Here is a 24,222-nt window from a genome sequence, read left to right as displayed (position 1 = left end):
CCTTTTTCCTCTGATTATAAACCGGGGCAAGCAGGACAGGAAATTTTATCCAGACAGCAACCCGGATGTGGCTTTCAACCGCCGTCCCAAAAAGAAAGCCTGGGTCCTCTTGGAAAAGGACTCAGGCTTCTTTTGTTGACGCTATCGTGAAAACTTAGCTGACGTGCTCTTTTTTCGCAGCGACCGGAGCTGCCTCCCACGCTTCCACGTTTTCGAGGCCCGGAATGCTGTCGGCGTAGAACACAGGGTCTTTGCCTGCTTTTTTCTGCATCTGATAATCACGCAGGGCGGCAAAGGCGACCTTCGACAGCATGAAAATGGCGATCAGGTTGACGACGACCATCAGTCCCATGAACAAGTCGGCCAAGTCCCAGACGAGCTGGACTTTTGCCACCGCCCCGAACATAACCATGCCGAGTACGCTCACACGATAGAGCATCAGCCATGTTTTGCTCGTTTTCAAAAACTCGATGTTCGTCTCCCCGTAGTAGTAGTTGCCGATCAATGTGCTGAAGGCGAACAGGAAGATCATGACGGCGAGCGTAGCAGAAGCCCAGTCTCCCAGGTGAATGCTGAGCGCTGCCTGGGACAGCTCGATACCGCTCAACTCGGACTGCTTGTACGCGCCGGACAGCAGGATGATGAAAGCCGTGCTTGTACAAATGATGAGCGTATCGGTCAAGACGCCAAACGCCTGAATCAGACCTTGCTTGACCGGGTGGCTCGTCGTAGCGGTCGCAGCGGCGTTCGGAGCGCTACCCATACCGGCTTCATTGGAGAACAAGCCGCGTTTTACACCGTGCATGAGCGCCGCGCCGAGCGTACCGCCTGCGACCTGGTCGAAGCCAAACGCGTTTTTGACGATCAGGGCGAGAATTTCCGGCATTTGCGTAATGTTCATGCAAACGATCAGCAGGGCGACGCCGATGTACAAAATCGCGAGCACGATGACGATGTACTCGGACATTTTGGCAATGCGCTTGACTCCGCCAAAAATAATCGCAGCAAAGGCGATCGTCATAATCAGGCCGACTGTCAGGCGATCCGTGCCGAAGGAGTTTGCAAACGCAAGCGTAATCGTGTTGGATTGCACCGCATTGAAGACCAAACCGAAAGACAGGGTAATCAGCACCGCGAACAGGGCGCCCATCCAGCGTTTGTTCAGCCCTTTTTCCATGTAGTAGGCCGGGCCGCCGCGGAAGCCGTCTTTGTCCTTGATTTTGTAGATTTGCGCCAGTGTGCTTTCCACAAAGGCGGAGGCAGAACCGATAATGGCAATGACCCACATCCAGAAGACCGCGCCAGGGCCGCCCAGCGCGACAGCAATTGCGATCCCGGTAATGTTTCCGGTACCGACACGCGCGGCCATGCTGATACAGAATGCCTGGAAAGGCGAGATGCTGTCAGCGGAGCCTTTCTTTCCTTCGCGAATCGCCTGGAGCATGTCTTTTATCATGCGGACTTGCAGGAAGCCGCCTTTGAACGTAAAGAACAGGCCGAGTACAACCAGCATGACGATCAGGACGTAGGACCAGAAAAAGTCGTTAATGGACGCTACTACATCTAACAGGAATTGTTGCATCTTGTCACCTCGAATGGATAGATTGGCTTAAAAAATACTGACATCCCACTCGTGCGCGAGCTGCTTCAGCAGCGACACGCCTGCCACGCTGTTGCCGCACGAGTCAATCGCAGGGCCAAAAATACCGATGCCGCAGCCGTCGGGAAAAGGGGACTCTCGTTTCAGGGTGGGAGGAACCAAGGTCATAATGCCGCCGGACACGCCGCTCTTGGCCGGAAGTCCGACGTAGGCAGCGAATTTTCCGGAAGCGTCGTACATGCCGCACGTCAGCATGAGCGCTTTTGCCAGCCGCACGACTTGCTTGGGCAAAATTTGCTCGCCGCGCAGCGGATGGTAGCCGTCGAGCGCGAGAATCAGCCCGATCAGCGCAATCTGCTCCGTGTTGACCTGGATGGAACACTGCTTCAAGTACACCTCCAGCGCTTCCTCGACCTCGCAATCGAGGTAACCCGTATCTTTCAAATAGTGGGACAGCGCACGGTTGCGATGCGACGTCATCCACTCGGAGACGAACACTTCTTCGTTTACGACAGGGGCTGTAGCTGTAATCTTTTGGAAAATTTTGTATAAATAGTCCAGTTTCTGTTCGGGTGTATCCCCTGGCAAAAGCGAAGATACCGTGATCGCGCCCGCGTTAATCATCGGGTTGAACGGCTTGCCCGGCTTGTGCATCTCCAGCCGGATGATCGAGTTGAACGCATCGCCAGTCGGCTCCACATCGACGCGATCCAGTACGTAGCTAATCCCGTGGTGGCAGCAGGCAGCGATGAAGCTGACGACTTTGGAAATGCTTTGCATCGTGAACGGCACTTCCCAGTCACCCGCCGTAATCTTGTGCCCGGAAGGCTCGATCATGCAGATGCCGAGCTGTGTCGGGTCTGCTCGCCGCAGGGCCGGAATATAGCTTGCGCACTTTCCTTCTGCCGCCTGCAGGCGATGGTAGGCGACCCATTGTTCCAGTTCGTCCATCCGCTTGCGGTCCCATTTGCTATTGGTCGTTGTTGCCGCTTGAACCAAACGTGCTTCCCCCCAAATCCTGTGCTTTCTAGCCTTTTTGCCTTCGGTCGAAAGCGCTTCCACGCCAGGCAAAAAACGTATATTGAACACTTTAAAACCAACCTACAAAATCAAACAAAAACCAACAAAAGCTTTCACGCATTTATATAAATATTTTTTCTATACTTGTCGTTCACGTATTTTATAGATGAGCACTTTGCATAATTCCATTTTCGAGAAAAAGACAACAGATTTATATGGCCTGTGGTTGGTTTCAATGTCGTGATGTGATGGCTTTGGAAAAATGGGCAGACCTGCAGAATTTTCGTCTATGCTGAAAAATTTAAGCTGCGGCTTTGCTTGAATGCTTAACCATGGCTAGTGCAGAAGCCAGCAATACAATGGCGTTAAGGTACTGGTGCGTTGTGACTTTCTGAATTCCCCAAACGTGCATCGCATCGGCTGTTAGATAGGTTTTCAAGCGGGAATTGCATCGTTCCACGCTAGTTCTTTCGTTGTACAGTTCTTTCCAACGCTTGCTCTCCCGATGCGGTGTGGAGTAGCGGCGCAGATCACTGGTTGTATCCACCTTAACGACCATCCCATAATTGGAAGACGAACAAGCGGCCATTCCGAGCGGGCAGTCTACCTTGCCTGTAGCATGGGGACAGCGGAATTTCAGAACATCGCCATCCGCTCCCCAATAGGTCATCGGAAAACCCATGGAGCAGCAAGGCGTTCCGTTTGATGTCATGCCGGCAGGCGGCTCTTTCTCATTGCGAAGATTCATCGGGATGATCGCCTGTGCTTTCAAATTCCGGGCAGCCTCATAGTTTTTTAGTTGGTCGTACCCAGCATCGAGGACAAAGAAGCTGACTTTGGTTTTTGCCGCGACTTGTTCCATCAGATCTGGCGCCATATCGCCGTCATGGACATGAGCCGGTGTCACGGCGAGCGCCATCGGCAGTTCGCTTTTGGTATCGACGGCGAGATGAAGCTTGTAGCCAAACCACTTCACCTTATTGCCGAAGGAGTCGAACTTGGCACCCCAGTTTGCATTGCCTGTGAGCTCGCTTTTACGTTTCGGCTGTTTCTTCTCGTAGGCATGGATCGCGGCACTATCGATGGCCACATGACTTCCATCGACGATGCCTTCTTGCTTGCAGCGTGTGACCAGATCCTCAAAAAGTCGCTTGACCAGGTCTTTGCTCGTAAGCTCGGCAAAGACGCGGCTCAACGTTGCCACGGAAGGAGCTTTCCGATCAAGCCGAAGTCCGCATCGATAGCGAAAACGAAGATCCATATCCAGCCGGCGATGTAGGCCAGTGAACGTACTGATATTCTCAAGCGGAGCTGCAAGCAAAGCCCGAAGGATTCCTTGTCTGCAGTGACCGTCAGCGCCTCGGGGGGAACGGCTTCTCAGTTCTTTGGCGTAAGGACGTAGGTCAAGAGCGCTGAAAAAGATAGGCAATCGTTCTTTGGATTCAAGTTTTTGCAGTTCCTCGAAGGAAAACAGACTTTCTTGAAGAATATACAAGGTGACTTCCTCCTTTTGGGCGTTTTTGGTTTGGTCACCGAAAAACTTCTCCAAATTGGGGTGAAGTCCCTTTTTTATCCCTAGAAATCCTTGTGTCTCAAGGGCTCAGATTTCTGCAAAATGCTCAGATAAGAATAGATAGGGGAAAATAGTGACATTCATCGCAGAAACCAGACAGGGAGGGGAAGCTTCGCGCATGCATTCCCCATTAAAAAAGGACGGGTACCTCCTGGCGCTCATGCTGATTACCGTGCCGCTCGCCGGTGAGTTGAAATTTTATCCGGTCAACGAGACGTTTCGGATCAGCTTTGGCGCGCCTACCTTTTTCTTCTTCTTGCTTTTGTTCCAGCGGCTTCCGGCGGTTTTGCCCGGATTTTTGACAGGGCTTTGCGTGGTCGGCTTTCGGCTGCTGCTCGATTTTTACACGCACAGCGCTTTTGATTGGACGGCTTCCATGCGGGAGCACTACTCCAGCTTTTTTTTCTACTTTTCCTACTCGCTGCTGTTTTACGTCATCCGCATGGAGCGGTTTCGCGAGCAGACGCTATTGATTGCCGGGATCGGGATGGTCATCGAGGTCGTGGCCGACTTGATCGAGCTGCTGTCGCAATACGTCCTGTTCCACATCGTCATCACGTGGGGAGCGCTGCAGGAGATGTTCGTCATCGCGCTGTCGCACAGCTTTGTCGTCCTGAGCTTTTTGAACATGATCCGGCTGTACGAGACGCAGGCGCGGGAAAAGCAGACACGCGCCCAGCACGAGCACATGCTGCTGCTCATTTCCAATTTGTACGAGGAGTCCATTCATCTGAAAAAGACGCTGCAAAACGCGGAGAACATCACCGTCAAGTCGTTTGAGCTGTACCAGGGCTTGCAGGCGTTGAAAAGCGAAGTCGGGCAAGCTGCTGTCGAGTCGTTCGCGAAAAAGGCGCTGATTATCGCCGGGGAAGTCCATGAGATCAAAAAGGACAACCAGCGCATTTTTGCGGGTCTGCAAAAGCTGATTTCGCACGAAAACAAGACGGATTTTATGGACATTCACCAACTGGTGGACATCATCATGCGCTCCAATCAGAAATACGCGAGCCTGTTGGGAAAGCAGATTGCGTTTTCCAGCACGATTTCCGGCGAGCATCCGCACTACCACGCGTTTACGCTGCTGTCGCTCATCAACAACATCGTCGCCAATGCCGTCGAAGCGATCCAGCAGACGGGGCGTATCGTGATCCACGTGGACAGAAACGGCGACTTCGTCGAGCTGAAAATCGTGGACGACGGCCCGGGCGTTCCGCCCCGACGCAACCGCGCACGACGGAGCAACCGGGAGAGGGACAGAGTTTTTCATCCGGCTGCCGATCAATCATGTAAGGGAGAAAGAGTAGACGATGCTTTTTTACGTAGTCGATGATGATGAGGCCGTGCGCCTGATGTTGACGGAGATTATTGAGGATGAAAATTTGGGGGAAGTCGTGGGGGAAGCGGAGGACGGATCGCTCATCGACGGGCATATGCTGACGATGCGCCATGTAGACATCTTGCTGATCGATCTGCTCATGCCCATTCGCGACGGGATTGAAGCGATCCGGCAAATTCGCCCGGCGTTCAAGGGAAAGATCGTGATGATTTCCCAGGTAGAATCGAAGGACTTGATCGCGCAAGCCTACTCGCTCGGCAGCGAATACTACATCATCAAGCCCGTCAACCGGATCGAAGTGGTGACGATTTTGCAAAAAGTGATCGAGAAGATTCGGCTGGAAAAATCGATCCAGGACATCCACAAATCGCTGCATTCGGTTTTGCAGCTCGATCAGGCGGCCACGGGCCAGACGCGCACGGCCAAAAACGAAAAGCAGTTGCGCGAGGCGGGACAATTCCTCCTGTCGGAGCTTGGCATTGCGGGCGAGAACGGGAGCAACGATCTACTCGATATTTTGGATTACTTGTCCGACTACGAGCAAACGCACACGTTCAAAAACGGCTTTCCCGCGCTCAAGGAAATTTTCGTCGCGGTGGCCGAAGCCAGGTTGGGAGCAGGGGCAGAAGAAGCGCAGGTCATGAAGGTGGTCAAGGCATCGGAGCAACGGGTGCGAAGGGCGATCTACCAGTCGTTGAACCATTTGGCTTCGCTCGGCCTGTCCGATCTGTCCAACTGGAAATTCGAGAATTACGCGTCGCAGTTTTTTGACTTTACTTTTGTGTGGAAAAAAATGGCGGAGCTGAAAAACAAGACCGCTGCTTCCTCCGATATTCGCATCAATATGAAAAAGTTTATTCAGGTGCTGTATGCCGAGGCCAGACGCATCCAGTCGGAAGCGTGAAACCGCACGGCTCGTTTCCCGGCGTCCGCCTCTTGCCCATCACGAAAAGCCCGATCTGGTCGATCCGGGCTTTTTGGCGTTCGACTGTTTTGGACAAAAAGGGCAACGCGATCGGTCTGTAACTACGGATGAGGGCCGTCCTGGTCCAGCAGCTTTTTCAGCTTGCGGTACACCGTGTTGCGCCCGATGCCCAAAATGCGCGCCGTCTGCGACACGTTCCCGCCTGTTTGCCGCAGCACCTCGACAATCTCGTTTTTTTCAGTGTTCGCCGTCGGCGCGGCAAGCTCTATCGCTTCGGGCGGGGAGTAGCTGGACAAGATGTAGGCGGGGAAGCTCGCCTGCTCAATCGTTCCGCCTTCGGAGAGAAAAGCGGCTTCGCGCAGCGCTGCGGCAAGCTGGCGAACATTCCCCGGCCAGGAGTAGCTCTCGATCAGCTTTTTCGCACTGGCGGAAAGCGTAAGCGGGCCTGTCCCGAGCTGCGCCTCGATGCCTTGCAGCAAAAGCGCAGCGAGCTGCAGCCGATCCGCGCGCTCGCGCAGTGGCGGCAGCGTGATCTGCACGCCTTGCAGGCGGTAAAACAAGTCTGCGCGGAAGCTGCCCTCCTGCACTTTTTGCCACAAATCCGTATGGGTGGCGGTAATGATTCGCACGTCGACGTGAATCGGCTTCGTTCCGCCTACGCGATGGACGGTAAAGTCTTGCAGCACGCGCAACAGGGCCACTTGCATTTCCAGCGGCATCTCGGCGATTTCGTCGAGAAAAAGCGTCCCCTGGTGTGCCTGTTCGATTTTTCCGGGCTGACCGGACTGCTTGGCCCCGGTAAACGCTCCCGGCTCGTAGCCGAACAGCTCGCTTTCCAGCAAACTTTTCGGAATCGCGCCGCAGTTGATCGCGACAAACGGCTTGTCCGCCCGGTTGCTTTCGAGGTGGATCGCCTGGCTGACGACGTCTTTGCCCGTGCCGCTTTCACCGAAGAGCATGACGGTGTAATCCGTCTTGGCAGCCCGTTTGGCGAGGCGAATGGCCGCGAGAAACTGCTCGTCTTGCCCGTACAGCTCATCAAAAGAAGTAAGGCCAGTCCGATTAGGAGGCCGGGTCGGCTTCGGTCGGGAGGGCGGGGATGCGGCAAGCTGGGGTGGCCGTGTGTCGATCAGGACTTTGGCGTGCCAGTGGCGCTGTCCGCTGGCTTTGGCATGCAGCGGCATCGTGAGCGCTGCCGCTGTGTCTTTTTGCCTGCCGAGCAAAGGCTCGATGTCCGCTATAAGCTCGGTCAGGTGTACCTGCCCGAACCGCTTTTTGTCCAGGTGCAAAAGCTGCTGCGCCTCGCGGTTGCCGCCTGTGACGACTCCGTCCTGGTCGACGGCGAGCAAGGCGTGGTGCTTCGCGCTTTGCTCCGGGTACAGCGAGATGACCATTTGCCGATCCGGGCGGTGGATGAGCAGCCAGTCTTCGATTTTGCGCGCCATCACGTCCACCATGCCCAAAAGGGAAGGGTGGTACATGGCAGAATGGCCGCTGAAATCGAGGACCGCCACCAGCTCGCCGTACGGGTCGAAAATCGGGGAAGCCGCACAGTAAAGCATGTGGTTGGAAGGCAAGTAATGATCGGTTCCGACGACGGCAAGCGGTTTTTGCTCCACGATGACTGTCCCTGCGGAGTTGGTCCCGCGCACCTGTTCAGACCAGCAGGCTCCGCGATGCACCTGAATTTTTTCCGTGTCCTTGAGAAAGGCAGGATCGCCTTTGCTTTCGAGGATGTACCCCGATGGATCGCAAAGGACGACGATCGAGTACGAGCTTTTCAGCCAATAGGCCAAATGCTCCATCGTCGGGTCGACCGTTCTCATGAACTCTTCTTTCTGTTCCCGATACTGCCGGAACTGGGCTTCCTCCAGTATGGCATCCTTTGCTGTCAACGCATTGACTCCATTCAAGCGACTTCGTTCCCACGACTTTTTCAGCAAGGCATTAGTAGGCGCAAGCAAACGGTTCACCCCTCCGAAAGAGAAATGAGACTATCTCTTCTATATTACCACAATTTTCAAACAATATAAGAGGAGTGATGGAGCAATTGTATCGGCGAGATGGAGCAACTGTTCCAATGTACAAGGCGAAAACGATGCAAATAGCCGTTTTGAAAGCGTTTTCGTTTTGGCATGAAACATGCTTCTTATAGCGAGCGTAAGCATTTCCAAGCAAAAAAAGAGGAGGGACTTTTCGTGACGCAGACGGCAAACATCTCACTGGACCCTCGCGTGGAAGCTTTTTTGGCGGGCGGGCCGAAAAAGCTGTTCATTGGCGGGGAGTTTGTAGCATCGGCATCGGGAAAGACGTTTGAGACGATTGATCCGGCAACAGGCAAGGCGATTACTTCGGTGTACGAGGCAGATGCCGAAGACGTGGAACTGGCGGTGCAGGCAGCCGAAAAGACGCTTGCGGGCGCGTGGGCAAAAGTGACGCCGAGCGAGCGGGGCCGCTTGCTGTGGAAGCTGGCCGACCTGATGGAAGAGCACGCCGAGGCGCTCGCGCAGCTCGAGACGATCGACAACGGCAAGCCCGTCACGCATGCCCGCGTCGCCGATATTCCGCTGGCGATTGACCATTTCCGCTATTACGCTGGCTGGTCGACGAAGCTCGCGGGCGAAGTCATCAACAACTCGGCCGGACCGAACATGCTGACCTACACGCGCCGCGAGCCTGTCGGGGTCGTCGGGCAGATCATTCCGTGGAATTTCCCGCTGCTTTTGGCGGCGTGGAAGCTGGGGGCGGCTCTGGCGACAGGCAACGCCGTCATTTTGAAAAGTGCCGAGCAAACGCCGCTCACCGCCATCTATTTGGCTGAGCTGATCCAGCAGGCCGGCTTCCCCGAAGGCGTGGTCAACATCATCACGGGCTTTGGTCCGACGGCAGGCGCTGCGATCACGAACCATCCGCGCATCCGCAAAGTGGCGTTCACCGGATCGACAGAGGTTGGCAAGCTTATTATGCAGCAAGCCGCTGGCAACTTGAAGCGGGTGTCGCTGGAACTGGGCGGCAAGTCGCCGAACATCATTTTCCCGGACGCCGATTTTTCCAAGGCGATTCCCGGCGCGCTGATGGGCATTTTCTTCAACCAGGGACAGGTGTGCTGCGCAGGCTCGCGGCTGTTCGTCCATAAAAAAGTGTACGACAACGTCCTCGCCGACATGACGAGCTTCGCCTCGAAAATGAAGCAGGGCAACGGGCTGGACGAGTCTACCGAGATCGGGCCGCTCGTATCGAGCGAGCAGTTTGCGCGGGTGTCGGGCTACCTGCAAAAAGGGCATGAGGAAGGCGCGACCTCGCTGACGGGAGGCGCACCGCTGGACGGGCCGGGCTACTTTGTGCCGCCGACGATTTTTGCCGATGTGAACGAGCGGATGACGATTGCCCGCGAAGAAATTTTTGGCCCGGTCGTCGCAGCGATGCCGTTTGACGACGAAGCGCAGATTGCCGATGTCATCCGGCGGGCAAACGACACCGAGTACGGGCTGGCTGCTGGCGTCTGGACGACAGACTTGCGCAAGGCGCACAAAGTCGCGCACGCGCTCGAAGCGGGCACCGTCTGGGTCAACTGCTACAATGCGCTGGACGCAGCCGTGCCGTTTGGCGGCTACAAGCAGTCCGGGTACGGGCGGGAAATGGGCTCGTATGCGCTCGATTTGTACACACAGGTAAAAGCGGTCTGGGTCAATCTGGATTAATTCCCTGCGGACAAGGCTGAAAAAAAGAACGAGAAAAAATGAAGGGGGAAACGGTACATGAGAGCGGCGCAAATATTGGAGCAACAAAAACCACTTTACATCGGGGAGGTGCCGGACCCGACGCCGGGTCCAAAAGACGTCATCGTCCGGGTAGAGGCGTGCGGGGTATGCCGCAGTGACTGGCATGCGTGGATGGGCGACTGGGACTGGATCGGGTTGAGTCCGCAGTTGCCGATTATTCCGGGCCATGAGCTGGGAGGTGTCGTCGAGGCGGTCGGCAAGGAAGTGAAAAACTTCCGTCCCGGCGATCGCGTGACCACGCCTTTCCACGAAGGATGCTCGCATTGCGCCAATTGCCTCTCCGGGCATTCCAACCGCTGCGACAACATGGCGATCTTCGGATTCAGCTACGATGGCGCATACGCGGAATACGTCAAGGTGCCGAACGGAGACTTTAACCTGATCCGTCTGCCCGACGAGGTGGACACGTTGACGGCTGCGGCCATCGGCTGCCGCTACATGACAGGGTATCACGGCGTCGTGCGCGGAAACGTCCAGCCGGGCAACTGGCTTGCCGTACACGGGGCAGGCGGCGTAGGCTTGTCCTCGGTGCAGGTCGCAAGCGCTGTCGGCGCCATGGTCATCGCCGTGGATGTAGACGACGCAAAACTGGCAAAAGCAAAAGAAGAGGGCGCCGTCGCGGTCGTCAACGCCAGGAAGGAAAACGTCGTCGAAGCGATCAAGGAAATCACGAAGGGCGGGGCGCACGCCTCGATTGATGCCCTGGGGATACGCGATACGATCCTCAACTCGGTTCTGAGCCTGCGCAAAGGCGGCAGGCATGTGCAGATCGGCCTGACGACAAAAGACGAAGGCGGTATGGTCGGGCTGCCGATTGACGCGATTACCGCGATGGAACTGGAGATTGTCGGCAGCATCGGCAATCCGCACGCCGCCTATGACGGCTTGCTGACCATGATTGCCCAGGGCAGGCTGAATCCGTCCTCGCTCGTTTCCCGCGAGGTAGCGCTCGACGATGTGTCTGGCATCCTGGAGGATATGACGAACTACAACACGTTCGGATTCAACGTCATTACAAAATTCCGGTAGGAGCAAACAGCCAGTGTGTCTTTTTGGCCGCAGCAGCGCCAAAAGACACACTGGTTGATTTTTTCTGCGCTCAAGTGTACTTAAAAAACGTTTCATAAAAAGGAAAATTGGGTCAATTGTCGAAATGTTAATTCAAAAAATGTGTCACCCACTTTTTTATACAGATTAAGAATGGATAAGATTCTTATCCAGTACAAGGGCAACTAAGGCTGCGCCAACGGCTTGGCGCAGCCAAGTTTTCTAATCTGGAGGATGGAGACCATGAATCAGCGGATAGCTCTGGATAGGTTTGCTAATCTTTCACAAGAAAGAGTAAAGCTTGAACTGGAGTGGGAACGATTTGTTTCAGGAATCAGTGAAAGACCGGCCATTCGACCGCTGATGTACGAATCTTGGCAACGCTGTCAGGAGCAAAGCATCCATCCTCTGAGCAACCGAACAGCGATCACCCTGTCCCGGGAAGAGATTGAGGCCTTTTGGCAGGGTGACTCGCTTCAGCGCATACTCAAGCCGCTTCTGTTGAAGCTGAAGGATGCTTCGATGGACTCCGGCCACCTGGTTACGTTTTGCAACGCGGCAGGCGATATCGTCCATCTCGATGGCGACTTGTCGCTGATGCTGAAAGCAGAAGACATGAATTTCGTCCTCGGCTCGTCCTGGGCAGAGAATCGGGCAGGGACGAACGCCATCGGGACTTCCCTTGTGACAGGAAGCCCGGTGCAGGTGTTTGCCGCCGAGCATTTTTGCCAGGAGGTGCAAAAATGGACGTGCTCGGCCGCTCCTATCCGCGACCCGGCCACCCGCGATATTTTGGGGGTGTTCAACCTGACAGGCTTGTGGCGGGTTTACCATCCGCACTCGCTGTCAGCGGTGATCTCCGCGAGGCAAACGGTGGAAAGCTGTTTGCGCAATCAACTGGAGCAGGAGCGGTTTCGCCTGACGGAGCGCTTTTCCCAGCTCGTGTCCTCGGTTGTCGGCAGTCCTTTTCTGGTGCTGGACCGCGGGGGCAAGGTCATCAACGCTTCGAACATGCTGTACGAACAGGGCTGGATAGACAACCAACAAAATTTGATCGGCGCACCGCCAAATGTTCGGGTGGAGCGAGCAGGAAGTGATCGGCGACAAGCTGCCGACGATTCCCGATTTTTTGCAGGAAGATTATGAGAAGCTGCACGCGGAAATCGTGCGAAACCGCCATGTGACCTCGTATGAGACGGTGCGGCAGCGCAAGGACGGCACGTTGCTTAACGTCAGTACATTCATTTCCCCGCTCTCTGATGCAAAAGGCAATCTGATCGCTTTTGTCGCGATTCAGCGTGACATTACAGAGCATAAACGGATGGAGGCCGCGCTGATCGAAAATGCCAAGCAGTTGCGGACGTTAATCAACGCCATGCCCGATTCCGTCTGCTTCAAGGAAGGCGAGGGCCACTGGATCGAGGCAAACGACTGCTGCCTGCGCATTTTTGAGCTGGAGCATGTCCCGTACCAGGGCAAGCACGACGAGGAGCTGGCGCGACTGTCCCCCCATTACCGGAGCGCGTTGCTGCAATGCGCCGAGTCGGACAAGCGGGCGTGGGAAGAGGGCAAGCCTGTCCGCCTGGAAGAGATCATTTTCGTCAGTCGGGAAGAATCGCGCATTTTTGACGTGCGCAAAGTTCCACTCTTCGACCCGGACGGCAGGCGCATCGGCCTGTTGGTCATCAGCCACGACATTACCGAGCTGAAAAAGACCGAGGAACTGCTGCGAAAATCAGAAAAGCTGTCTGTCGTCGGCCAGTTGGCCGCAGGCGTCGCGCACGAAATCCGCAACCCGCTGACCTCGATTCGCGGCTTCATCCAGTTCATTCAGGAGGGCAACTACAAGCGGGAGTATTTTCAGACGATCCTCTCCGAGCTGGATCGCATCCAATCGGTCGTGAACGAATTTTTGGTGCTCGCCAAGCCGCAGGTCATCAACTTCACGCCGCGCAACCTTTCGCCGCTCTTGCATCAGGTAGTAGAGCTGCTGCAAACCGAGGCGATTTTAAACAACGTCCAGATCACGGTGGAGCTGGACGAGACTGCCACGATGGTCAATTGCGAAGAAAATCAATTAAAGCAGGTCTTTATCAATATTTTAAAAAATGCGATCGAAGCCATGCCAAACGGCGGGCGCATCACGATTCAGCTCCAGCAGCTCGGCGACAGCCTTTCTGTGCGCATTCAGGACCAGGGAGAGGGGATAGGCGAAGAGCGCATCCAGAAGCTGGGCGAGCCGTTTTATACGACGAAAGAAAAGGGAACAGGTCTCGGCCTGATGATTAGCTACAAAATCATCCAAGCTCATCAAGGGAACATGAAAATCAGCAGCCAGCGGAACAAGGGAACAACGGTGGAGATTACGCTGCCGGTATGTGCGTCCTTTGCATGAGCTTTTGGCGATAGCCCAGGGGGAAAGCCTCTGGGCTTTTTCGGTGGCAACAGGTTCGGGAAGCAGCGCGACAATTGACGGGAAAAGTCGAAAAGAAAAAATGACAGAATATTGACAAAACAAAGCCCGGATGTTATTTTCTGGATAGGAAAACGTTTACCTGAATGAGAGAAAGTGAGTGAGAGACCATTTCTGTCACCATAAAAGACATTGCCCAACTCGCCAACGTCTCGATTGCCACCGTCTCGCGGGTATTGAACAACTCGAAGCCAGTCAGGCCGGAGCTGCGCGAGCGGGTTTTGCGCATCGTCCAGAAGACGGGCTTTCAGCCGAATGCGATCGCCCGCAGTCTCGTCAGCAAGGAAACCCGGATTATCGGCGTCATGATTCCGGACATCAACAACAATTTTTACTCTAACCTCACCTACGGGATCGACAGTGTCCTCAGCGAAGACGACTACAGCATGTTTTTAGCGATCTCGGACGAGGTCGTGGACAAAGAGCTGAAGTATTTGCGCCTGTTCAAAGAAAAGCAGCTCGATGGCGTCATCATCGCCAGCATTCATTTTCTGGAGAGCAGCTTCCAGACGCTCCACGACATGCAGGTGCCGATGGTCGTGACGGGGCATGACTTGCCCGGCTATCAGATTCCGACCGTCAACGTCAACAACGTCCAGGCGTCCTACGATGCCACGGCCTATCTCATCTCGCAGGGCCACCGGAAAATCGCCTGTGTCTCCGGGCCGCTGTGGGACCCGCCGTGCGGGCTGGACCGCATGGGCGGATACCGCAAAGCGATGCGCGCGCACGACCTGCCGATTCACGAGGGCTTTGTCGTAGAGGGCGATTTCACTGCCAAAAGCGGCTATGAGGCCATGCGCCGCATCTGCGAGGAAGCTGTGCGTCCGACCGCCGTGTTTGTCGCCACAGACCTGATGGCCGTAGGCGTGCTCAACTATTTGCACGACCACGGGATTCGCGTTCCGGAAGACATCTCGGTCATGGGGTTTGACAACCTGGAGCTGGCCTCCTTGACCCGCCCCATGCTGACGACCGTACACAACGACCCGTTCATGTACGGCAAGGCAGCGGCAGAGCAACTGCTCAAGCAAATCCGCAACGAGCCGGTGGAGCGGATGAGCACCGTGCCGCACCATCTCGTCATCCGGCAAAGTGTAAGCGCTGTATTTGAGGGAGCATCACGAACTGCCCATAGATGAACCTGCAAGCTCCGCGAGAAAAAAGGAGGGGAAGCATTTGAAGCTCGGTGTGTTTACCGTTTTGTTTAGCGACAAGTCGTTTGAGGAAATGCTCGACCATGTGAAGGAGGCGGGACTGGAGGCAGTGGAAATCGGGACGGGTGGTTATCCCGGCAACGCGCACTGCCCGCTCGATGAGCTGCTGGAAAGCGAGCAAAAGCGTCAGGCGTACCGCAAAGCCGTCGAGGAGCGGGGACTGGTCATCAGCGCGCTCAGTTGCCACGGCAATCCGCTTTCGCCGGACAAAAGCTTTGCCCAGCAGTCGCACGAGACGTTCGTCAAAACGGTTCAGTTGGCTGAGTTGCTGGAAGTTCCTGTCGTCAATTGCTTTTCCGGCACGGCGGGAGATCACGAAGGCGCGAAGTACCCGAACTGGCCTGTCGCTCCCTGGCCGAATGAATACCGCGACGTGCTGAACTGGCAGTGGAACGAGAAGCTGATTCCGTACTGGAGAGAGTGGGGCGGCTACGCCAAGTCGCATCAGGTCAAAGTCGCCCTGGAGTTGCACGGAGGCTTTCTCGTCCATACACCGGGTACGCTGCTCAAGCTGCGCGAGCAAGTCGGAGACGCGATCGGGGCCAACTTCGACCCGAGCCATATGTGGTGGCAAGGCATTGATCCGGTAGCGGCGATCAAAATATTGGGAAAAGAACAAGCGATCTACCACTTCCATGCCAAAGATACGTATATCGATCAGGACAAGGTGAACATGTACGGGCTGACCGACATGAACTCGTACGCGAATCTCAATGAACGGGCGTGGTATTTCCGCACGGTCGGCTACGGACACTCGCAGCAGACGTGGGCGGACATGATGAGCGCCCTGCGCATGAACGGCTACGATTACGTCATCAGCATCGAGCACGAAGACGCGATCATGTCGATTGAGGAAGGCTTCGAGCGCGCCGTGCAAAATTTGCAGCAAGTCATTTTGCGCGAGCCGATCAAAAATCTTTGGTGGGTGTAGGAGGGAGATGTAGCGAATATGCGCACACACAAAATCGGGATCATCGGGGCAGGCGGGATCGCTCTGGCTCATCTGGAGGCGGCCAAGAGGGAGCCGCGTGCAGAGATCGTCGCCATTGCAGATGTGTCGCGGGAAACGGCAGCGGAAAAAGCCGAGCAGTACGGGATTGCGCACGTCTTTACCGACTATGAGGAGATGCTTTCGCAAGCGCCGATCGACGCGGTGATCGTCTGCGTCCCGAACTATTTGCACGCGCAAGCGGCGAAACAAGCGCTGGCAGCAGGCAAGCATCTGCTCTGCGAAAAGCCGATGGCCATGAACGCCCAGCAGGCGGAAGACATGATCGAAGCGGCGAAGCAAGCCGGGAAAATTTTGATGGTCGCGCAAAACAACCGCTTTCGCAGCCAAGCCCAGCAAGTCAAGGCATGGCTGGACGAAGGCAGGTTAGGCAGCATCTATCACGCCAAGACAGGCTGGGTGCGGCGCAACGGCATTCCCGGCTGGGGGAGTTGGTTTACGCAAAAAGAGCTGGCAGGCGGAGGCCCTTTGATTGACATCGGGGTACATATGCTCGACTTGACTTTGTGGCTGCTCGACCATCCAAAGCCGGTGTCTGTACTCGGCCAGACGTATGCGCAATTCGGCCCGCACAAGCGCGGACTGTCCGAGTGGGGCAGGCGCGAGGAAAACGGCAAGTTTGACGTCGAAGACATGGCGGTCGCGATGATTACATTTGAAAACGGATTTTCGCTCACGCTGGACGCAAGCTGGGCTTCTCACATCGAAAAAGAAAACGTTTTCCTGCAACTGTACGGGCAGGAGGGAGGCGTCTCGCTCGGCTTGCTTGAGGAAAAGCTGACGCTGTACCACGAGTGGGGCGGCGTGACGGCGACGACGGAGCTGTCGCCAACGCCTTGCAACGAGCGGGTGATGCTGCTCGCCAATTTCCTCGATGCGGTCGAAGGGAAGGCGCAGCCGCTCTGCACACCGGAGCAAGCCTTGTACATCACCCGGTTGATCGAGGCGATTTACCAGTCGGCGCAAACAGGCGAGGCTGTCCGACTGTAACGGCGGTTTTACGGCCTGCTTTGGCAGGCGACATAGATCCATAAAGAGCATAGGGGGTTAAATTGCATGAAAGTTATGAAACGGCTTACATCAATGGGACTTACCTTGACAGTTGCACTCTCCTTGGCAGCATGCTCATCAGCTCCGCAACAATCCGCGCCCGCACAGGGACAGCCCGCGACCGAGGCACCGAAGACAGAACCGGCTCCGCAGCCCGCCGCAGAAAAAGTCAAGCTCGTCTACGCGCGCGGCAAAGATGCGACCGACTCCACGAAAAAGCTCGTCGAAGCTTTTCAAAACGCCCACCCGAACATCGAGGTAGAAATTCGCGAAATGCCGTCTGACACCGGACAAAGCCACGACCAGTACGTCACTATGTTCAGCGCGCAGTCCCAGGAGATCGACGTGTTTGACTTAGACGTCATCTGGCCCGCGGAATTTGCCCAGGCCGGCTATTTGCTCCCGCTGGACCGCTTGATCGAGCAGGACGGCATTGACACCGGCAAATACATCAAAGGGGCGATGGATGCCGGAAACTTCGGCGGCCAGCAGTGGACCATGCCGAAATTCATCGATGCCGGGCTGCTGTTTTACCGCAAGGACCTGGTCAAAGAGCCGCCCAAAACATGGGATGAGCTGATCGCGCAGGCGAAAGCCACGAAGGGGCAGGGCGGCACGAAATTCGGCTACCTGATGCAAGCGAAGCAATACGAAGGACTGGTGTGCAACTTCGTCGAGTTCATTGCCTCCTACGGCGGAAAAATTTTGGATGAACAAGGCAACGTGGCGATTAACAATCCGGCCACCATCAAAGGCTTGAACAAAATGATCGAGGTCGTCCAATCGGACTTCGTGCCGAGCAACATCACCACCTTTATGGAGACCGAATCGCATACCGCTTTCCTCGAAGGACAATCGGCTTTCGTCCGCAACTGGCCGTACCAGTTCGCGCTCGCACAAGATCAGGCGCAGTCCAAAATCGTCGACAAAGTAGCAATCGCTCCGCTGCCGGCAGGCGATGCCGGGTCCGCTGCGGCGCTCGGCGGATGGATGGGCGGCATCAACAAGTTCAGCAAGCATCCGAAAGAAGCGTGGGAATTTCTGAAGTTTATGACGGGGGCCGAAGGGCAAAAAATTTCGGCGGTGCACGGCGGACTCGCTCCGACTTTCCTGCCTGTGTATGAAGATGCCGAAGTGCAAAAGGCAAGCCCGCTGTTCGCCAACAAAGACTTCGTAGATGGCGTCAGCGCTGCCGTCTCCCGTCCGACTACGCCGATTTATCCGAAAATCTCCGAAGTAATCCAGATCGAGGTGTCCAAGGCGCTCGCCGGACAGCAAACCGCCGAGCAAGCTGTGCAAAACATGGAAACGAAAATGAATGAGTTGATAAAAAAATAACGCAAGGCAAGCCGGAAAGAATACGGGTCCAATGGCTTCCGGGAGGGCGCGTCTCTCCCGGGAGTGAATGGATGTCGGATTTTGCCCAGTACCTCGAATGTTCCTATCAGGATAGAAGGTGGTGAACGGATGAATCGACAAAACAAAGGGTCCCTTTCGGAAAAACAGATGGGCTATTTGCTGATTTTTCCCGCACTGCTGATTATACTCGTCATCGCGATTTGGCCTGTCATGCGATCGTTTTGGATCAGTCTGCACGACATCCGGTTGAATGACCCGACGAAGACAGAGGTCCACTCTTCCTATGGGCTGGACATGGAGCGCTACGTCAGCACGCTGCCCAATTTGCTCCGCTATGTGAAAAGAGAGGCAGAGTCTGCCGAAGGGGCAACGAAGGAACAACTGGACGCCATCCGGCAGCAGATCGAGCAAATGAATGCTTCCCTCAACCAGACAGGCGAGATCGCGAGCCGTTACCACGCCGTCGATCAGTTGCTGCTCGAATTCAAGCCGATTCCCGCCGAACTGAAATATGTGACGCTGACAGGCGAGCAGACAGATGCTGTGCGGACAACCTTGGAGCAGGCGGAGGCGGCACTCCTTGCGCTTGGCGCGCAAAAGCAACTGTCTAAGCCCGAGGGGGCGGTCGGCGTCATGGAGGGGATCCAATCCTCGCTGATCGAACCGAACTACATTGGCTTCGCCTATTACCAGAAGTTTTTGACCGACAGCCGCATGTGGGCCGCTTTGTACAACACGTTCTTTTTCACGGTCGTCTCTGTTGCGATTGAGCTTGTGCTCGGCATGGGCATTGCGCTGCTCCTCAATCGGCCGTTTCGCGGGCGGGGGCTTGTCCGCGCGACCGTGCTGATTCCGTGGGCCATCCCGACGGTCATTTCCGCCATGATGTGGAAATTTCTTTACGACGGGCAAAACGGGATTGTGGCGCATCTGTTCGAGGTGACAGGGCTTGTCTCGGACATGGGCGTGCTGCTCTCGACGAAGGCAGGCGCGATGTTTTCCGTCATTTTGGCCGACGTCTGGAAAACGACGCCGTTCATGGCCTTGCTGCTCTTTGCGGGCTTGCAGACCATTCCGCAAAGCTTGTACGAAGCCGCCTCTGTAGATGGGGCCAACCGCTTCCAGCAATTTTTCCGCATCACCTTGCCCATGCTCAAGTCGACGATTCTCGTGGCGCTGTTGTTCCGCACGCTCGACGCGTTCCGGGTGTTCGACCTCATTTACGCGCTCACAGGCGGGGGGCCAGCCAACTCGACCGAAACGATTTCCATCTACGCCTACAAAACGATGTTTGCGCAGATGAGCTTTGGCGAAGGCTCGGCGCTCGCTGTCATTGTTTTCTTGTGCGTCGCCCTGATTTCGATTGGCTACGTCAAAATTTTGGGAGCAGACCTCTTGGGTGAGGGCAACGGAAAATAAGGAGGAAACGTGCATGCAAAAAAGTGCAGGGCCCTTGTTCTACGTCGGATTGCTGCTTTTTGTCTTCGTCGTCATGTTCCCGTTTTTATGGATTTTGCTCGCCGCCCTAAAACCCCCAGGGGAGTTGTTCGGTGAGCGCGCCTTTCAGTTCATCATCGAGAATCCGACGCTCGACAACTTCATCCGCGTATTCACCGAACGGCCATTTGCCACATATTTGTGGAACTCGACGGTAGTAGCGACGCTGACGACGCTGTATTCGATCACGATTGCGTCCTTTGCCGCGTATGCGATCGCCTGGCTGTCTTTTCGCGGGAAGACGATCATTCTCGGCGTCGTTTTGGCCGTCTCCATGTTCCCGCAAATCGCCACGATCTCGCCGATTTTCATGTTCATGCAGTCCGTGGGTCTGACAAACAGCTACCTTGGCCTGATTATCCCCTATACGACCTTCGCGCTGCCGCTCGCCATCTGGAATTTGACGATCTTCTTCCGCAAAATTCCGAGCGATCTCGGAGAAGCCGCCAAAGTGGACGGGGCGAGCATTTGGCAGACGATGACGCGCGTGTTTTTTCCGCTGGCGATGCCAGGCGTGTTTACGACGGCGATTCTCGTCTTTATCGCCGCCTGGAACGAATTTTTGTTTGCGCTCACGCTGAATACGCAGGAAGCGATGAAGACAGTTCCGGTGGGCATCGTCATGTTTCAAGGGATGTTCACGATTCCGTGGGGGGAAATCTCGGCTGCGTCCATCATCGTGACCGTGCCGCTCGTAATTATGGTGCTGATTTTCCAGAGACGGATTATTTCCGGCTTGACGTCCGGCGCAGTCAAAGAGTGAGGCGTGCGACTTAAGTGGCACAGCATGCGGCTCGCCCAGGCTGGCAGGAATTTTCAGCAGGGGGCGCGAACTATCGAACTATGACGAAAACAAACCTGCCAGCACAGACAAAAGGGGAGAGTCCATGCCGTTTTCACCGTTTGAAATTCGCGTACAACCAGAGGAGATTCACGATGGCCATGTGAACAACGTCCAATACATGGCGTTTTTGGAGCAGGCTCGCCAGCCGTGGTATCACTATTTTTCCCGCCTTGGCTTCCGCTCGTTCGTGGCCAGGCTGCAAGCCGAATACAAAAAGGAAGCCTTTCTCGGCGACGTCCTGCTGATTCATTCGTCCATAGAGCGGGTGGGCAACACGAGCTTTGTGCTCAGGCAGCTCATCCGCAACCAGCGCGATGAGCTTGTCTTGCAAGCAGAGGTTACGTTTGTCGCCATTTGCGCAAGGACGGGCGAAAAGATTCGCGTGCCCGATGAGCTGCGGCAGCAAGCGTAAGCAGGGGAAGTCCGCTTGCTCGCCTGGCAAAAGACGCCCGTGCAGGAAAAGAGGGTCCGATCGCTTCAGAATCGGGCTTTTTTTGGCGTGCCCAAACGAAAAACGACCGCTGCTTCTGGCGTCCGGGCCTTCAGTCAAACGTTTTTTCCGGAGACGGGCAAAACGGCACGAGATGGCGACGACGCCGTCTAGCCGCTAACCATGACAAAAGTTGCCGCTACAGAAAAAAAGAATGTTGAAATTTGTGGCAAATTTGACTGAAATACACTTTGCGTACAAACTTTCCTCACGATTCGCTGTTGGTTTTGTCTCGTTTCGACGAAAAATCCACTCTGAACAGGAAGGGAGCGCGGTACAGAAATGAGATCCGTTGAGTTGCAGCCGCGAAACAAGCCATGTCCAGTAAAATAACGACCAGCCACATCTCGCTGCCAAAAGGGGGAGGCGCCATCCAGGGAATGGGCGAAACCTTTGCGCAGCATGAGTTTACCGGAACGTTTTCCTTTTCCCTTCCCATCCACCTCACGCCCGGTCGAGGGTGTTTTCCAAAAACTGCAGCTCGCGTACAGCTCAGGAGAGGGGAACGGCATTTTCGGTCTGGGATTCAGCCTGTCTCTCCCTTTGCTCTCGCGCAAAACCGCCAAAGGAATCAACGATTGCATTTCCTTGCACATCATGCCTATAATCTATATATCAAAAAAAATTGATGAATGAGGTCATCTTCCATGAACAATCTGAAACAAAAGTTGGAGCAGTATGAGAAGAAATTCAAAGCGCTCGCCGATCAGAGACGATTAGAAATTATGTATGAGCTGTGCCAGCGAGGGAAAACGTGCGTCTGCGACCTTACGGAAGTTTTTGACATGCCGCAATCCAAGCTCTCGTACCATCTCAAAGTTTTGCTGGACGCCAATCTGATTACAAAAGAGACAAAAGGAACATGGAGTTACTACGATTTGAATGATGAGGAAGTGAATCACCTGCTATCGGAAGAGCTTTGTTGCATCTTCAGGAAAGCCGGAAAAGGAAGCTGCTGCTAATTTTTTTTGATCCTTACATCAATTTTTTTTGATGAATGACTTTTGAATCAGGGGAGGAATCAGAAATGAAGTATGCGCACGTTGGAATCAATGTTTCGCATTTGGCGAAATCAGTTGAATTTTACCAGAAAATGTTTGGGGTGAAGCCTGTAAAGGTCAAGGGCGATTATGCGAAGTTTTTGCTGGAAAGCCCAGGGCTAAACTTTACCTTGAATGTTCGGGACGCGATTCGCGGTAACCAGGTGAATCACTTCGGCTTCCAGGTGGAACGCGCAGAAGAGATCGCTCTTCACAAGGAACGATTGGAAAAGGAAGGCATCCTGGTGCGTGACGAACTGGATACGACCTGCTGCTATGCTGTCCAGGACAAATTTTGGATCACCGATCCGGACGGAAACGAATGGGAGTTTTTTTACACAAAGGCTGACAGCGACCTCCGCTATACGAAACAAGTAGCTTGCTGTGTAGAGGAAAATACAGCGCGGGATACAGTTTCGTGTTGCTAAGCCAAAAAGGAGTATTTCATGAAGCCATTATCGTTGTTAGACCGTTTCTTGACCCTCTGGATTTTTCTTGCGATGGCAGTCGGCATTTTGGCAGGGACGTTCATACCGGGTTTTACGAATAGTTTGCACCGTTTCCAGATGGGCACCACCTCGATCCCGCTTGCCATCGGCCTGATTTTGATGATGTATCCCCCGTTGGCAAAAGTTCGATACGAGGAAATGGCTCGTATTGGGAAGGACAAAAAAGTTCTTTTCCTGTCGCTGCTTCAAAACTGGGTGATTGGTCCGATCCTGATGTTTTTGCTGGCCGTCATTTTCTTGGCCGATCAGCCAGAATACATGGCAGGGCTGATTGTGATTGGCTTGGCCCGTTGTATTGCGATGGTCATTGTGTGGAATGACCTCGCCAAAGGGGATACAGAATACGCGGCTGCGCTGGTGGCATTCAATTCGGTGTTCCAGGTGCTCTTCTTCTCCATATACGCGTATGTGTTTCTCACGCTCATTCCGGAATGGCTGGGCATCCAGGGAGCGATGGTGACGTTTACCATGGCGGACGTGGCAAAATCGGTGCTCCTGTACTTGGGGATTCCGTTTCTTGCCGGGATGCTGACGCGTTTTGGTCTGGTCAAAGCAAAGGGCAGGGAATGGTATGAAAAAGTATTTCTGCCCAAACTAAGTCCGCTCACGTTGGTTGCCTTGCTTTTTACCGTCATCGTCATGTTTTCGATGAAAGGGGAAAGCATCGTCAGCGTACCTGTAGACGTCGTTCGCATTGCGATTCCTTTGCTGATTTACTTTTTCGTGATGTTCTTTCTTGCTTTTTACATGGGGAGGAAGATCGGTGCCGCTTATCCGGTTACGGCGACCTTAGCGTTTACAGCAGGCAGCAATAACTTTGAGTTGGCAATCGCCGTAGCCATCGGTGTGTTTGGGATTCATTCAGGCGCAGCGTTTGCAGCAGTTATCGGCCCGCTTGTGGAAGTGCCTGTGATGATCGCCTTGGTTAACGTCTCATTATGGTTGCGCCGAAAATATTTTGCTAACACATAAAAGTTGAAAAGGGGAGGACAGGATGGAAAACAAAAAAACGATTTACTTCTTGTGCACAGGGAACTCTTGCCGAAGCCAAATGGCCGAAGCATGGGGAAAGAAATACTTGGGCCACGCCTGGAATGTGTTTTCAGCCGGGATCGAAGCGCACGGTATCAATCCAAATGCTGTGCGAGCGATGCAAGAAGTCGGAATCGACATGTCCGATCACACCTCGGATGTGATAGATCCGGCCATTTTAAACAAAGCGGACCTTGTCGTGACGCTTTGCCATCACGCGGATTCCGCTTGCCCGATCACACCGCCGCATGTAAAACGGGTTCATTGGGGATTTGACGATCCTGCCGGAAAAGAATGGGCGGAATTTCAGCGGATTCGCGATGAAATCGGTTCCCGGATCAAGAGATTCGCCGAAACGGGAGAATAAAATTTTGCCTCGCAGAAAGAAGACTAAAAGCCCGTACCTCCCCGGTAACGGG

Annotated in this window: 23 protein-coding genes; 19 read left to right on the top strand and 4 right to left on the bottom strand. The window is 54.7% G+C overall.

All coding sequences use genetic code 11. The features are described from left to right. Nucleotides 1-154: 154 nt before the first annotated feature. The 3 genes from BA6348_RS15485 to BA6348_RS15475 form a co-directional block, all read right to left on the bottom strand. Nucleotides 155-1,582 (bottom strand): alanine/glycine:cation symporter family protein, encoded by a 1,428-nt coding sequence (locus tag BA6348_RS15485; RefSeq protein ID WP_122953501.1) that lies wholly within the window; start codon nt 1,580-1,582, stop codon nt 155-157. 27 nt (nt 1,583-1,609) lie between these two features. Next, nucleotides 1,610-2,551, bottom strand: coding sequence for a glutaminase (locus tag BA6348_RS15480; RefSeq protein WP_026557166.1), 942 nt, complete (start codon nt 2,549-2,551; stop codon nt 1,610-1,612). Nucleotides 2,552-2,921: 370 nt separating this feature from the next. Beyond that, complete coding sequence (locus BA6348_RS15475; RefSeq protein WP_007787630.1) at nt 2,922-4,115, bottom strand: transposase; 1,194 nt, start codon at nt 4,113-4,115, stop codon at nt 2,922-2,924. A gap of 196 nt (nt 4,116-4,311) precedes the next feature. Here BA6348_RS15475 and BA6348_RS15470 point away from each other — a divergent pair, with 196 nt between their 5' ends. Genes BA6348_RS15470 through BA6348_RS27695 form a run of 3 tightly spaced genes read left to right on the top strand, consistent with a single transcriptional unit; the run spans nt 4,312 to nt 6,555 of the window. Then, complete coding sequence (locus BA6348_RS15470; RefSeq protein ID WP_371861766.1) at nt 4,312-5,523, top strand: ATP-binding protein; 1,212 nt, start codon at nt 4,312-4,314, stop codon at nt 5,521-5,523. Next, entirely contained in the window at nt 5,501-6,433 is a 933-nt protein-coding gene (locus BA6348_RS15465) for a response regulator (protein ID WP_005831877.1), read from the top strand. Before BA6348_RS15470 ends, BA6348_RS15465 begins: the two co-directional genes overlap by 23 nt. Beyond that, nucleotides 6,430-6,555 carry a hypothetical protein gene (locus BA6348_RS27695; RefSeq protein WP_255320403.1) on the top strand — a complete coding sequence of 42 codons (126 nt, stop codon included), beginning with the start codon at nt 6,430-6,432 and terminating at the stop codon, nt 6,553-6,555. Before BA6348_RS15465 ends, BA6348_RS27695 begins: the two co-directional genes overlap by 4 nt. Here BA6348_RS27695 and BA6348_RS15460 read toward each other — a convergent pair whose 3' ends face one another. Next, complete coding sequence (locus BA6348_RS15460; protein WP_242507361.1) at nt 6,556-8,349, bottom strand: sigma-54-dependent Fis family transcriptional regulator; 1,794 nt, start codon at nt 8,347-8,349, stop codon at nt 6,556-6,558. It lies immediately after the preceding gene. 303 nt (nt 8,350-8,652) lie between these two features. On the opposite strand from BA6348_RS15460, the gene BA6348_RS15455 reads away from it, so the two are divergent. From BA6348_RS15455 to arsC, 16 genes are all read left to right on the top strand, one after another. Then, a complete protein-coding gene (locus BA6348_RS15455) occupies nt 8,653-10,155 on the top strand; it encodes an aldehyde dehydrogenase family protein (RefSeq protein ID WP_007781044.1) in 1,503 nt (500 codons plus the stop codon). 57 nt (nt 10,156-10,212) lie between these two features. After that, the gene (locus tag BA6348_RS15450; protein WP_122952480.1) at nt 10,213-11,265 is read left to right on the top strand and encodes a zinc-dependent alcohol dehydrogenase family protein; all 1,053 of its coding nucleotides are present in this window, start codon (nt 10,213-10,215) and stop codon (nt 11,263-11,265) included. A gap of 261 nt (nt 11,266-11,526) precedes the next feature. Then, the gene (locus tag BA6348_RS15445) at nt 11,527-12,429 is read left to right on the top strand and encodes a sigma-54-dependent transcriptional regulator family protein (RefSeq protein ID WP_122952479.1); all 903 of its coding nucleotides are present in this window, start codon (nt 11,527-11,529) and stop codon (nt 12,427-12,429) included. After that, entirely contained in the window at nt 12,353-13,678 is a 1,326-nt protein-coding gene (locus BA6348_RS15440) for an ATP-binding protein (RefSeq protein WP_141333624.1), read from the top strand. Before BA6348_RS15445 ends, BA6348_RS15440 begins: the two co-directional genes overlap by 77 nt. 188 nt (nt 13,679-13,866) lie before the next feature. Further along, entirely contained in the window at nt 13,867-14,898 is a 1,032-nt protein-coding gene (locus BA6348_RS15435) for a LacI family DNA-binding transcriptional regulator (RefSeq protein ID WP_025846685.1), read from the top strand. A 37-nt stretch (nt 14,899-14,935) separates the two neighbouring features. Then, on the top strand, nt 14,936-15,904 hold the full coding sequence (locus tag BA6348_RS15430) for a sugar phosphate isomerase/epimerase family protein (RefSeq protein ID WP_007787572.1): 969 nt from the start codon (nt 14,936-14,938) through the stop codon (nt 15,902-15,904). A gap of 18 nt (nt 15,905-15,922) precedes the next feature. After that, nucleotides 15,923-16,972: a Gfo/Idh/MocA family protein gene (locus BA6348_RS15425; RefSeq protein ID WP_122952478.1), complete on the top strand. Its 1,050-nt coding sequence runs from the start codon at nt 15,923-15,925 to the stop codon at nt 16,970-16,972. A 66-nt stretch (nt 16,973-17,038) separates the two neighbouring features. Next, nucleotides 17,039-18,370, top strand: a complete 1,332-nt coding sequence (locus tag BA6348_RS15420) for an ABC transporter substrate-binding protein (RefSeq protein ID WP_007787574.1) — start codon at nt 17,039-17,041, stop codon at nt 18,368-18,370. A 129-nt stretch (nt 18,371-18,499) separates the two neighbouring features. Further along, a complete protein-coding gene (locus BA6348_RS15415) occupies nt 18,500-19,810 on the top strand; it encodes a carbohydrate ABC transporter permease (RefSeq protein WP_122952477.1) in 1,311 nt (436 codons plus the stop codon). 13 nt (nt 19,811-19,823) lie between these two features. Continuing rightward, nucleotides 19,824-20,651 carry a carbohydrate ABC transporter permease gene (locus BA6348_RS15410; RefSeq protein WP_005831897.1) on the top strand — a complete coding sequence of 276 codons (828 nt, stop codon included), beginning with the start codon at nt 19,824-19,826 and terminating at the stop codon, nt 20,649-20,651. Nucleotides 20,652-20,775: 124 nt separating this feature from the next. Beyond that, nucleotides 20,776-21,144 (top strand): acyl-CoA thioesterase, encoded by a 369-nt coding sequence (locus BA6348_RS15405; protein WP_026557169.1) that lies wholly within the window; start codon nt 20,776-20,778, stop codon nt 21,142-21,144. Between the two features lie 480 nt (nt 21,145-21,624). Continuing rightward, complete coding sequence (locus BA6348_RS28040) at nt 21,625-21,858, top strand: SpvB/TcaC N-terminal domain-containing protein (RefSeq protein ID WP_129552208.1); 234 nt, start codon at nt 21,625-21,627, stop codon at nt 21,856-21,858. An 11-nt stretch (nt 21,859-21,869) separates the two neighbouring features. After that, on the top strand, nt 21,870-22,184 hold the full coding sequence (gene arsR / locus BA6348_RS15390) for an arsenical resistance operon transcriptional regulator ArsR (protein WP_005831900.1): 315 nt from the start codon (nt 21,870-21,872) through the stop codon (nt 22,182-22,184). Nucleotides 22,185-22,249: 65 nt separating this feature from the next. Then, the gene (locus BA6348_RS15385) at nt 22,250-22,690 is read left to right on the top strand and encodes an ArsI/CadI family heavy metal resistance metalloenzyme (RefSeq protein WP_005831902.1); all 441 of its coding nucleotides are present in this window, start codon (nt 22,250-22,252) and stop codon (nt 22,688-22,690) included. A gap of 18 nt (nt 22,691-22,708) precedes the next feature. Beyond that, complete coding sequence (gene arsB / locus BA6348_RS15380; protein ID WP_005831904.1) at nt 22,709-23,743, top strand: ACR3 family arsenite efflux transporter; 1,035 nt, start codon at nt 22,709-22,711, stop codon at nt 23,741-23,743. Nucleotides 23,744-23,765: 22 nt separating this feature from the next. Further along, the gene (gene arsC, locus BA6348_RS15375) at nt 23,766-24,170 is read left to right on the top strand and encodes an arsenate reductase (thioredoxin) (protein ID WP_005831906.1); all 405 of its coding nucleotides are present in this window, start codon (nt 23,766-23,768) and stop codon (nt 24,168-24,170) included. Nucleotides 24,171-24,222: the final 52 nt, after the last annotated feature.

Source organism: Brevibacillus agri (assembly GCF_004117055.1).
In the GTDB taxonomy this organism is placed as follows: domain Bacteria; phylum Bacillota; class Bacilli; order Brevibacillales; family Brevibacillaceae; genus Brevibacillus; species Brevibacillus agri.
Note: the sequence above shows the minus strand (reverse complement) of the source record. Positions and strands in the feature narration are given on the sequence as shown.